The sequence below is a fragment of the Nocardiopsis halotolerans DSM 44410 genome (assembly GCF_000341065.1).
Taxonomy (GTDB): Bacteria; Actinomycetota; Actinomycetes; order Streptosporangiales; family Streptosporangiaceae; genus Nocardiopsis; species Nocardiopsis halotolerans.
In genome coordinates, this window is sequence record NZ_ANAX01000197.1 from 1 (window position 1) to 11375 (window position 11375).

The 11375-nt window shown below is 70.6% G+C and carries 10 protein-coding genes and 1 pseudogene; 9 read left to right on the plus strand and 2 right to left on the minus strand.

Annotated features, from left to right (window positions below; all coding sequences use genetic code 11):
• Nucleotides 1-248 (plus strand): LPXTG cell wall anchor domain-containing protein (locus D455_RS30525; protein WP_040684887.1); only part of this gene is annotated, 248 nt, incomplete at its 5' end.
• 95 nt (nucleotides 249-343) lie between these two features.
• Here the strand turns inward: D455_RS30525 and D455_RS0114930 are convergent.
• Nucleotides 344-1540 carry an MFS transporter gene (locus D455_RS0114930; RefSeq protein WP_017571518.1) on the minus strand — a complete coding sequence of 399 codons (1197 nt, stop codon included), beginning with the start codon at nucleotides 1538-1540 and terminating at the stop codon, nucleotides 344-346.
• A 304-nt stretch (nucleotides 1541-1844) separates the two neighbouring features.
• Between D455_RS0114930 and D455_RS0114935 the strand changes: the two genes are divergently transcribed.
• Together D455_RS0114935 and D455_RS30530 are read left to right on the plus strand one after the other, a co-directional pair.
• Nucleotides 1845-2402 carry a GNAT family N-acetyltransferase gene (locus D455_RS0114935; RefSeq protein WP_017571519.1) on the plus strand — a complete coding sequence of 186 codons (558 nt, stop codon included), beginning with the start codon at nucleotides 1845-1847 and terminating at the stop codon, nucleotides 2400-2402.
• A gap of 131 nt (nucleotides 2403-2533) precedes the next feature.
• Nucleotides 2534-3196 (plus strand): annotated as a pseudogene (locus D455_RS30530) (phosphoribosyltransferase); the annotation flags it as partial.
• A gap of 173 nt (nucleotides 3197-3369) precedes the next feature.
• Here D455_RS30530 and D455_RS0114945 read toward each other — a convergent pair.
• Nucleotides 3370-3669, minus strand: coding sequence for a WhiB family transcriptional regulator (locus D455_RS0114945; RefSeq protein ID WP_275040894.1), 300 nt, complete (start codon nucleotides 3667-3669; stop codon nucleotides 3370-3372).
• 756 nt (nucleotides 3670-4425) lie between these two features.
• On the opposite strand from D455_RS0114945, the gene D455_RS0114955 reads away from it, so the two are divergent.
• The 6 genes from D455_RS0114955 to D455_RS0114980 form a co-directional block, all read left to right on the plus strand.
• Nucleotides 4426-4833: a YccF domain-containing protein gene (locus D455_RS0114955; RefSeq protein WP_017571523.1), complete on the plus strand. Its 408-nt coding sequence runs from the start codon at nucleotides 4426-4428 to the stop codon at nucleotides 4831-4833.
• Nucleotides 4834-4954: 121 nt separating this feature from the next.
• Entirely contained in the window at nucleotides 4955-6277 is a 1323-nt protein-coding gene (locus D455_RS0114960; RefSeq protein WP_026122647.1) for an AI-2E family transporter, read from the plus strand.
• Nucleotides 6278-6508: 231 nt separating this feature from the next.
• On the plus strand, nucleotides 6509-8107 hold the full coding sequence (locus tag D455_RS0114965) for an ABC-F family ATP-binding cassette domain-containing protein (RefSeq protein WP_017571525.1): 1599 nt from the start codon (nucleotides 6509-6511) through the stop codon (nucleotides 8105-8107).
• A 205-nt stretch (nucleotides 8108-8312) separates the two neighbouring features.
• The gene (locus tag D455_RS0114970; protein WP_017571526.1) at nucleotides 8313-8519 is read left to right on the plus strand and encodes a helix-turn-helix domain-containing protein; all 207 of its coding nucleotides are present in this window, start codon (nucleotides 8313-8315) and stop codon (nucleotides 8517-8519) included.
• 82 nt (nucleotides 8520-8601) lie between these two features.
• Nucleotides 8602-9441, plus strand: a complete 840-nt coding sequence (locus D455_RS0114975) for an enoyl-CoA hydratase/isomerase family protein (RefSeq protein WP_017571527.1) — start codon at nucleotides 8602-8604, stop codon at nucleotides 9439-9441.
• A 420-nt stretch (nucleotides 9442-9861) separates the two neighbouring features.
• Nucleotides 9862-11375 (plus strand): DEAD/DEAH box helicase (locus D455_RS0114980; protein ID WP_040684888.1); only part of this gene is annotated, 1514 nt, incomplete at its 3' end.

Sequence of the window (11375 nt, forward strand, 5' to 3'; positions counted from 1 at the left end):
CCGGTGACGGCGGCGGCGACGGCGATCAGATCCAGGCTCCCGGCGGCACCAACCCCGACACCAACCCCGGTGACGACGCCCCCGAGGCCGCGGCTCCGGTGAGCGGTGACGGTGGCGGTGACGACGAGGAGACCCTCCCCACGACCGGTGCCGACATGCAGGGCTTCGTGCTCGGCGGCACCATCGTGACGGGCATCGGTGCTCTGGCCCTGTGGGCCAGCGCCCGCCGCCCGGCCCCGATCGCCTGACGGCGTCATCCCCACCCGCACGGTCCCTGACCGTGTGAGTACGAGGGCCCCCGACCACCACCCAGGTGGTCGGGGGCCCCTCACGTCCGGCTCCCTCACTCGCGCGGACGCAACGCGAAGGCCAGGAGGAAGGCGCCCGCACCCGCTCCCACGATCACCCACAGGGCGGCGCCCATGCTGGAGGAGTCGGCGAGGAAGCCCACCAGCGGCGGGAAGGCCAGGAAACCCGCGCGTCCGAGCCACCCGACGATGGTGATCCCGTCCCCGGTGCGCACCCCCGGTACGTTCCCCGCCGCCGCCAGGGTCAGCGGGAAGAGCGTGGACACACCCAGCCCCATCACCCCGAAGCCGATGACGGTGGTCACCGGGTGCGGCAGCAGCAGGGCGAACGCGAGCCCGCCGCCCGCCAGGAGACCGCAGGCGCGCCCCACGGCGACGGCACCGAACCGGTCGGTCACCCTGTCTCCGACCAGCCTTCCCAGCGTCATCATCGCCTGGCACGCCACGAACGGCATCGCCGCCAGGAACAGCGGCGCCTCCAGAACCGAGGTCATGTACACCGCGCCCCAGGAGGCGGCGGAGTCCTCGATACCCCCGGCGAACATCAGCAGCACGCTGAGCACCACCAGGAGCAGCACGGCCCGCCCGGGGATACGCGGTCGCCGACCACCCTCCCCGGGGGCCCCGTCCTCACGCTCACTGCTGTCCGGTCCCGGCAGCAGCATCCGGCTCACCAGCAGGTTCACGCACAACAGCAGCACGGACACACCGCCCAGGTGCCACAGGATGGGAACCCCGGAACCGGCCATGGCCGCGCCCAGGAGGCCACCCGAGACCGCTGCCAGGCTCCACACCGCGTGGAAGGTGTTGATGATGGTGCGTTTGTAGCGCCGTTGGACGCGCAACCCGTGCGAGTTCTGCGCCGAGTCGGTCCAGGCGTCCGCGCTGCCCAGCACGAACAGCGCGGCCGCCAGCATCCACCAGTTCTGTGCCAGCGCGATGAATGGGAGCGCTCCCAAGGAGACCAGGCTGGTGCCGACCGCGGTCCGGCCGCTACCGAACCAGTGGATCAGCGGACCCGCCAGCATCCCGGTCAGGATCGCGCCGGTCGGCATCGCCGCGATCGCCAGACCCAGTTCCGCGTTGCTCAGCCCCAGCTGGGACTTGATCACCGGAAGCCACGGAACGGCGTTGGTGTAGGTGAAGCCGTTGACGAAGAAGAGGGTGGAGACCGCCACCCTGGCCCTGCGGGCCTCCGGCGGAGGGGACTCGGTTCTGGTCTGGACGTTCACGGCGGCTCCCAGGACGGATTTCGGTGCTGGCAGATGCTATCCAGTCAGATCATCGGATGGTAGGTCTTCTCCGCGACCCGTGTGAGCGGGCTTGCCATAGGACGCGGTCCCGCTTTACATAGAAGTTCCGCTCCGAACCGGGCGGCCCCGTACACCCCCGACTCCGACCCCGCCCCCGACCAGGACCTGACCCGCGCCTTCGCCCGGCGGCCCGCTCCCGCGCAGGGCACCCCAGCCTGCTGTCCGCCGACTCCCTCACCCCGGAGACCGTGTTCGCGCGGCCCGGACGGAACCGGAAGATCACATGATCAACACGAGCGCGCTGCGAGAAAAGCCCACACTCACGGGGAAGGGCGTACGTCTGGTGCCCCTGGCGCCGGAACACACCGACGCCTACTTCGCCGCCAGCCTCGACGAGGAGGTTCGCAGACTCACCGGCACCCACAGCCCCGTCACCTACGAGCGTGCGAGGGAGTGGTGTGAGAGCCGCGCGGGACGCACCGACCGCCTGGACCTGGCCATCATCGCCCCGGGGGACGGGCGTTACCTGGGCGAGCTGTCCCTCTACGCCGTCGCGCCCGAGAACGAGAGCGCCGGGTACCGCATCGCCCTGTCCGCGATCGAGTTCACCGGCCAGGGGCTGGGTCGGGAGGCTACCCGTCTCGTGCTGGAGTACGCCTTCGAACGCATCGGCCTGCACCGCGTCTGGCTGTACGTCTACGCCTTCAACATGAGGGCCATCGCCGTCTACCGCTCCTGCGGTTTCTCCGTGGAGGGGCGGCTGCGCGACTCCCTGCTGTGGGAGGGACGCCGCCACGACGCCCTGCTGATGGCGGTGCTCAGGGACGGCTTCCGTCGCTGACGAGCGGGTTTTGTTCCGCTTCGGGGTTGGAACCCTCGTCTCGGGGGGTATCTCGGTACCACTTTCCAACGGCTCATCCACACAGCCGAGAGGAGCGGTACCGGGGCCCGGGTCCCGGCACCGGTGAGGACATGAACCCAGTACCCGTTTCACTGCCCTTCGCCGACCGGTCGGAGGCGGGACGCCGCCTCGCGGAGCGGGTGCGCCCCTTCGCGGTCAACGATCCGCTCGTACTGGCCCTGCCCCGCGGCGGGGTGCCGGTCGGCGTGGAACTCGCCCTGCGGCTCGACGCCGACTTCGACGTGCTCATGGTCCGCAAGATCGGACTTCCTGGACGGCCCGAGCTGGGGGTGGGCGCCATCGCCGAGGACGGGCACGTCCTCTACGACGACCGCGCCCTGGCCCGGATGCACGTGCCCCGCCAGGCCCTGTCCGACACCGTCGCCGCCGAACGGGACGAACTCGACCGCAGGCGCCGCGTCTACCGGGGGGAGCGCCCGTCCCGGCGGATCGCCGGGCGCGACTGCGTGGTCGTGGACGACGGCGTCGCCACCGGGGGCACCGCCCGCGCCGCGCTGCACATGGTCCGCCAGGCCGGACCCGCCCGGCTGGTCCTGGCGGTGCCCGTCGCCTCCCCGGAGGCCGTCGCGCTGCTGCGGGAGGAGGCCGACGCCCTGGTGGTGCTCAGCGCGCCGGACAACTTCCGCGCGGTGGGGGAGTGGTACCGCGACTTCGGCCAGCTCTCCGACGGACGCGTCACCGAGATCATCGCCGAGCACGAGCACGCGCGTCCCCGAAAGGCGCCGCGGCCGCGGCGGCCGGGTTGACCGCCGCCCGACCCTCCGGGCGCGTCCCGGGTGAGGGCATGAGAAAACCCGCGGCGCCCTCGACGTTCGTACGTCGGGGCGCCGCGGGTTGTTTCGGGGCCGGGGCCACCGGGGGGAGATCCGCTTGCCGGAAGCCTCGGCTAGGCAGCGTTGGCGCGGCGCATACGGCGACGGCGCTCGGAAGCGCGCTCGTCCTCGTTCAGGCCGCCCCAGGTGCCGTACTTCTCCGGACGCGAGATCGCATAGTCCAGGCAGTCGTTCCGAACCGGGCAGGCCGAACAGATCTCCTTGGCCTTGCGCTCACGGATCTCCCGCTCCGGCTGGCGTTCGCCGTCCGGGCCGAAGAAGAGCACAAGGTCCTCGCCCCGGCACGCGGCGGCATCCTGCCACCCCCAGCTCGGGCGGGGGCGCAGCGCGGCCTGCCGACGTACCTGAGACATGCTTGAACCACCTCTACTGAAATCACTAGTAAGCTGTCGAAAAAAGCTTCGGTCACCAAAAGTTGGTCATGCGGTGTGAGTCACCCCGCACGACGCAAACGCCGAGCGGTGCGAGTGATGTTCCCCGGTGTGGCTGAGACCACGAGAAGCACAGGTACTGCGGCACCGATCCGCCGGTGGCGGAGTGCTCACGCGAACGGCTGCGGAGGCGGTGACGGCCTCCGTCCGAGCCGGTATGTAATCATGCCATCCCTAGTCCCGATCATGCACGGGGGGTAGGGAAATTACTCGCACAACCGTTACCGAAACCTGATGGCTGTAGACCGATCCACGGCCTTTTGTCCGAGTTTGTCGTCTTCGTAAGATGTGACACCTTGCGAAGGACACAGCACATCGTATGGCGCGATGTCCCTCCTGCCTAGGGGGTCCTCCTGATGTGCCGATCACATTTCGGTTAGTGCCAGGTCTCCAGTTCGGACATGACCGTATGTCCTCACCCTCCGTGGCTGCCGCCCGGGAGGTCTCCGTCCTCCCCCTCACGCTCCGGGGCCGCCAGCCCCTCCCGCGACACGCCGTCGGAAGCCGCCTCCCCCATCTCCTCCGTGTGCTGGGCGACGGTCCCCTAGGGGAAGGACCAGGGGACCGCGTCGGAACAGGTCGTGGTGTGCGGGCGTCCCAGACGGTAGAAACAACGACGCGGCCCCTCCGGGCCGCCCGCTCCCGTAACGGGACCGATCCAAGGAGGACGAGAAAACCGTGGGCCTCTTGCGGTTCATCCTGAACGTCATCTGGCTCTTCGTCGCGGGATTCTGGCTGGCCGTCGGCTACGTCGTCGCGGGGATCATCTGCTGCATCCTCATCGTCACGATCCCGTTCGGCGTCGCCTCCTTCCGCATGGCCAGCTACGCGTTCTGGCCCTTCGGGAGGGAGACGGTCCGCACCCCCGGCGCGGGCGGAGGCAGCACCGTCCTCAACGTCATCTGGGTGATCGTCGCCGGATGGTGGCTGGCCCTCGGCCACATCGCCACCGCGATCGGCCTCGCCATCACTATCATCGGTATCCCCATGGCCTGGGCCTCGCTGAAGATGATCCCCGTCTCCCTCACACCCTTCGGCAGGGAGATCGTCCGCAGCGACCACCTGAGGGAACCCTGGCGGTTCTGACGGCGTTGACCTCCCGTCGGGCCCGGGCTCCCCGGGTCCGACGTTCGCGCCTTCCCAACCATCCCCATGCGGTCGTCGCCTCCAGGCGTCCGCAGCGCAACATCCGGAGAATGGAGTCCATGTGCAAGCCCAGCGGCCGGGAGTGTGGGCGCTCCTGAACAAGTGGCTCTCCGCCCGCAGAGCCCGAGCCGAGCGTCTCGCCGCACTGGAGGCGGAGAACGAACGTTCCCAGGCCGAGTCCCCGAGCGCGGACGACGGGCCGTCCGAAGAGCACCAGGGCAGCGCGAACGACCTGCTGCGCTCCATCAGCGACGTGGCCTGGCGGGCACTGGTCATCGCCGTGGTGGCGGGCCTGCTCGTCTACGTGCTCGTCTACCTGTCGGTCGTCACGCTGCCCGTCATCCTGGCGGTCTTCATCACCGCCCTGCTCATGCCGATCGCCAAAGGACTGCGCCGCAGGGGACTCGGGCGGGGCCTGTCGACCACCATCTCCCTGCTGGTCGGACTCATCGTCTTCGGCGGCGTGATCTCGCTGATCGTCACGCCCGCCATCCAGGGCTTCGAACCCCTCGTGGACAGCGTCACCAGCGCGGTGAACCAGCTCCAGAACCTGCAACTGCCCTTCGGGCTCGACGAGGCGCTGTTCACCGACGTGATCAACGACTTCTGGGCGCAGATCGAGAGCATGATCACCGCGAACCAGGACCAGATCCTCAGCGGCGCCTGGGCCGCGACCTCCGCGGTGGTCTCGGTCCTGGTCGGCATCGTCCTCATCATCGCCCTGGTCGTGTACTTCGTGCACTCGGGCGACCAGCTCATGGACTGGTTCCTCACCCTGCTGCCGCCCCGCTCCCGCCCGGGCCTGAACCACGCGGGCGAGGTCGCCTACGGGGTGATGGGCCGCTACGTGCGCGGTGTGGCGGCGGTCGGTTTCTTCGACGCCGTCGGCATCGGCATCGTCCTGGTCATCGTCCTGGACATCAACCTGGCCATCCCGCTGATCGTGCTGACCTTCGTCGGCGCGTTCCTGCCGATCATCGGCGCCTTCATCACGGGACTGCTCGCCGCCCTGGTCGCGTTCGTGACCAAGGGCTGGATCGTCGCGCTGATCGTGGTGGGCGCCGTACTCCTGGTGCAGCAGCTGGAGAGCAACGTCTTCGCGCCGCGCATCTACGGTGCCTCCCTGGACCTGCCCTCGCCCATCGTGCTCATCGCGATCTCCGTCGGCGCCGTCCTCGGTGGTATCCCGGGCATGTTCCTGGCCACCCCGGTGGTCGCCGTCCTGGCCGCGCTCCTACGCAACCGCCCGCCCGCCAGCGGCGGCGACGGTGACGACGACGAGCCCGACGACGTCGCCGAGGTGGAGGCGGACACGGTCGTGGTCAGGACGGGGAACGGGTCCGACGATGGCGCCACCCCCGTCGACGCCCCCGAACAGAAGTAGCGGAGCCGCCCCCTCCGGGAATGCGCCGTGCCCCCGCCCCGTTCACCGGGCGGGGGCGCCGGGACGTCCCGGCGGAATTCCCTCGCGCCGCCCCCCGGCTCTGCCGTTAGTCTGGTCCGGTCGGCCCGAAACCACCTTCCCGCCGCCGTGCGAAGGAGCTCCGTCTCCCCACGGCGCGCACGCGTGCCCGGCCGTGCCCCGTCGTCCCACCACCTCGTAGGAAGCCCCACCATGTTGATCGCCACCGACCTCGAACTGCGCGTCGGTCCTCGACTCCTCCTGGAGCCGACCACCTTCCGCGTCGCACCCGGGGACCGGATCGGACTGGTCGGCCGCAACGGTGCGGGCAAGACCACCCTGACCAAGGTGCTGGCGGGTGAGGGCCTGCCCACCAGCGGCACGGTCACCTCCTCGGGCAGCATCGGCTACCTGCCCCAGGACCCGCGTACCGGCGACCTGGACGTGATCGCCCGGGACCGGGTGCTGTCCGCGCGCGGCATCGACGAGGCCCTCAAGGGGATGCGCGAGGCCGAGAAGAAGATGGCCAGCGCCGACACCAAGACCCGCAACAAGGGCGTGCGCGCCTACTCCCGGTGGGAGGAGCGGCTGCACGTGCTGGGCGGTTACTCCGCCGAGTCCGAGGCCGCCGCCATCGCCTCCAGCCTCGGGCTGCCCGACAAGGTGCTCGACCAGCCGCTGCACACGCTCTCCGGCGGCCAGCGCCGCAGGATCGAACTGGCGCGCATCCTGTTCAGCGGCGCGGACACGCTGCTGCTGGACGAGCCCACCAACCACCTGGACGCCGACTCCATCGCCTGGCTGCGCGACTTCCTCAAGTCCCACCAGGGCGGGCTCATCGTCATCAGCCACGACGTGGAGCTGACCGAGGACGTGGTGAACAAGGTGTTCTACCTGGACGCCAACCGCAGCACCATCGACGTCTACAACATGGGCTGGAAGCTGTACCAGGAGCAGCGTCAGGCCGACGAGCGGCGGCGCAGGCGCGAGCTGGCCAACGCCGAGAAGCAGGCCGACACCCTGCGCAAACAGGCGGACAAGTTCCGGGCCAAGGCGTCCAAGGCGCGCGCCGCACAGCAGATGCTCAACCGCGCCGACCGGCTCATGGACGGCGTGCAGGGAGTGCGCAAGGCCGACAAGGTGGCCAAGCTGCGCTTCCCCGACCCGGCGCCCAGCGGTCGCACACCGCTCATGGCCGAGGGCCTGTCCAAGTCCTACGGGTCCCTGGAGATCTTCACCGGTGTGGACCTGGCCATCGACCGGGGCAGCCGCGTGGTCATCCTCGGGCTCAACGGCGCGGGCAAGACCACCCTGCTGCGCCTGCTCGGGCAGGTCGAGGAACCCGACACCGGTCGGGTCGTCCCCGGCCACGGCCTCAAGCTCGGCTACTACGCCCAGGAGCACGAGACCCTGGACGTGGACCGCACCGTGCTGGAGAACATGATGAGCGCGGCCCCGGACCTGCCGGAGGTCGAGGCGCGGCGCACACTGGGCTCGTTCCTGTTCACCGGCGACGACGTCGACAAGCCCGCGGGCGTGCTCTCCGGCGGTGAGAAGACCCGGTTGGCCCTGGCCACACTGGTGGTCTCCAGCGCCAACGTGCTGCTGCTGGACGAGCCCACCAACAACCTGGACCCGGCCAGCCGCGAGGAGATCCTGGCGGCGCTGCGGCGCTACAAGGGCGCGATCGTGCTCGTCACCCACGACGAGGGCGCGGTGGAGGCGCTCCAACCCGAGCGCGTCATCCTGCTGCCCGACGGCGTGGAGGACGTGTGGAACGCCGAGTTCGAGGACCTCATCGCACTGGCCTGACAGGCGGTCCCCGGGGCGGAGGCGCCCCCGGCGCCCCCGGCGGGGCCGGGGGCGCCTCCGCCTTTTCGGTTGTCGTTTACGGCGTTCCGAAACCCGTATTCTCCATGCACTGTCCGCGTGGCGCCCCGATAATGTGGCCATCGCTCGACGCGGTACCGGATCATGAGGTGATCCCCGCGAGGGGCGACCGGACGGAGGGAGACCCGTGAACAACGTGCCGCGCAAACGCCCGAGGCTGGCGGGGGAGGACCGTACCGAACTCGCCGCCCAGCTCAAGCGCCGCTACGACGCGGGGGAGAGCATCCGCATGCTGTCGGCGGCCACCGGGCGGTCCTACGGTTTCGTCCACCGGCTGCTGAGCGAGGCCGGTGCGGAGCTCCGCGGCCGCGGCGGACCCACGCGCAAGGCCTGACCCCGGGGTGCGGGGCCCGCACGCCACCTGTGGTTACTGCTGAGTAATATCTGGGGTGACACCGAACACGACGGAGGAACCCATGGCACAGGCGACGAACGGGACCGAACCGCCGCCCACCGAGGAGGAGCTCTCCGCGGCCCGGCTCAGGCTGGCGGTGGAGGGGCCGGTCGCCCGCGTCACCATCAGCCGCCCCGACCGCCGCAACGCGATGACCGGACGCACCTGGACCACGCTGGCCCGCATCGGCCGGACCCTGCCCGACGACGTCCGCGTCGTCGTGATCGACGGGGACGGTGACATCTTCTCGGCCGGGATCGACCTCGGGATGTTCAGCCCGGAGGGCGTGGACGGCGAGCGCTCCATGGTCGCGGGACTGGCCGACGGAACCTCCGGCGAAGCCGAGGTCGAGGACTACATCGCGGGGTTGCAGGAGGGCTTCCTCTGGCTGCGCCGCCCCGACCTGGTCACCGTCGCCGCCGTACGCGGCCACGCCATCGGCGCGGGGTTCCAGCTGGCCCTGTCCTGCGACATCCGCATCCTGGCCGACGACGCCCAGCTGTGCATGAAGGAACCCGCCCTGGGCCTGGTCCCCGACCTCACCGGCACCAAGCCCCTGGTCGACATCGTCGGCGTCAACCGCGCCGTCGAGATCTGCCTGACCGCCCGCCGCGTCGGTGCCGAGGAGGCGCGTGACCTGGGGCTGGCCGAGCTCGTGGTCGCCGCCGACGAGCTCCCCGGCGCCGTGGACGACGCCGTCGCCGCCCTGCTCGCCACCAACAGAGAGGCCGCCACCGCCACCAAGGCCCTGCTCCAGCAGGCCGCGGGCAACACGCTCGGGCAGCAGGCCGAGGCCGAACGCAGGGCCCAGACCGCACGGCTCACCGCCCTGGCCCGGTCGACGGCCCGGGGTGAGGGGTAACTCCGGGGTGCGGGAGACCGCCCCTCTCGCGGGCGCGCCGGATGCCCGGTGCGCCCGCGAGTATGTGGACGGGCGGGGGAGACCCTTGTCACCGGTCGAAAAACCCCCTCCCGTCCCCGCTCGTGGGCGATCTCTAGTACGCTTCTGCAAGCGGTCGTGACATGCCGCGCGCATCCGAGCGCGCCGAGGCCGCGCAAGGCGCGGAGAGCGTGCCGACCCGGTCGGCGCCACTCTTGACCCGAAGAGTCGCTCGTTCCCCCACACCCGTGTGGAACCCACGAGCTCAGGAGCCCCACATCACGCAGGGGCCCGCTTCCGCGTGTGATCAGGCGCGTTTGTGTGATTTCTTCGCTGGGTCGGTTGTGGCCGTGTGGAGCCTTCCTCGAAACGCCGCCAAACGATGAGGAAGGTACACGTCACTTGACGACGGACACTGCCGTAACGCCTGCCTTCGACAGCCTGGGGCTGCCTCAGGACATCGTCGGAGAGCTGGCCAAGAACGGTGTGACCACCCCGTTCCCGATCCAGGCCGCCACCATCCCCGACGCCATCGAGGGCATCGACGTCCTCGGCTGCGGTCGCACCGGATCGGGCAAGACCCTGGCTTTCGGCCTGCCGGTTCTCATGCGCGCGTCCGAGCGCCGCGCCGCAGCCAACCGCCCCCGTGCCCTGATCCTGGTGCCCACCCGTGAGCTGGCCCACCAGGTCCGCGACGCCCTGCGCGGCTACGCCCGCGTCGTGGGCGCGCGCGTCGGCGACGTCGTCGGCGGTAGCTCCTACACCCGCCAGATCAACGAGCTGCGCCGCGGCGTCGACGTCCTGGTCGCCACCCCGGGCCGCCTGACCGACCTCATCGACCAGGGCGCCTGCGACCTGGGCGACGTGGAGGTCTCGGTGCTGGACGAGGCCGACCAGATGTGCGACATGGGCTTCATGCCGCAGGTCAGCGAACTCCTGGACCAGGTGCGCCCCGACGGCCAGACCCTGCTGTTCTCGGCCACGCTCGACGGCGACGTCGACAAGCTGGTCCGCAGGTACACGAACGAGCCGCGCATCCACTCCGTGGACCCGCCGGTCTCGCAGGTCACCACGATGGAGCACCACCTGCTCAAGGTGCTGCCCCGCGACAAGAACACGATCGTCACCCAGATCGCCGCGCGCGAGGGCCGCACCATCCTGTTCGTGCGCAGCAAGTTCCGCGCCGACACCATCAGCGAGCAGCTGGTCCAGGCCGGTGTCCCCTGCGCGTCGCTGCACGGCGGCAAGACCCAGAGCGTGCGCACCCGTACCCTGGCCAAGTTCCGCGAGGGACGCATCCAGGCCCTGGTCGCCACCGACGTCGCCGCCCGCGGCATCCACGTCGACGGCATCGACCTGGTGGTCAACGTCGACCTGCCCACCAGCCACAAGGACTACCTGCACCGGGGCGGTCGCACCGCCCGCGCGGGTTCCTCGGGCGTGGTGGTCTCACTGGTGGCGCCCAACCAGCGCCGTATGGCCCGCCGCATGCTCAACGACGCCGGCGTGGAGGCCAAGCAGCACCTGGTCAACCCCGGTGACGCGCTGCTCTCCGAGGTGACCGGCGCCAAGGAGCCCTCCTGGGAGCCGTGGATCGAGCCGCCGGAGCCCGTGCGCGAGCGCCGTGGCCGTGGCGGTCCCCGTCGTGGCGGCGGCTACCGCGGGGGTTACCGCGGCGACCGTCGTGGCGGCGGTCCGCGCGGCGGCTACCGTGGCGACCGCCGTGGTGACCGCGGCGAGGGCGGTTTCCGTGACGGCGAGCGCGGCGGGGACCGCGGTGAGGGTCGCGGTTACCGTGGCGAGGGCCGCGGCTACCGGGGCGACCGTCCCCGTGGCGAGCGCCGTGACTTCGGACCGCGCGGTGAGGGCGGCTACCGCGGTGACCGGCGCGGCGACCGCCGTGTCGGCGGGGGCAA

What these genes read in the sequence shown, in the direction of transcription:
- D455_RS0114935 (WP_017571519.1), top strand. Translation starts at nt 1,845, where the DNA reads ATGATCAACACGAGCGCGCTGCGAGAAAAGCCCACACTCACGGGGAAG.
- D455_RS0114945 (WP_275040894.1), bottom strand. Translation starts at nt 3,669, where the DNA reads ATGTCTCAGGTACGTCGGCAGGCCGCGCTGCGCCCCCGCCCGAGCTGG.
- D455_RS0114965 (WP_017571525.1), top strand. Translation starts at nt 6,509, where the DNA reads ATGTTGATCGCCACCGACCTCGAACTGCGCGTCGGTCCTCGACTCCTC.
- D455_RS0114975 (WP_017571527.1), top strand. Translation starts at nt 8,602, where the DNA reads ATGGCACAGGCGACGAACGGGACCGAACCGCCGCCCACCGAGGAGGAG.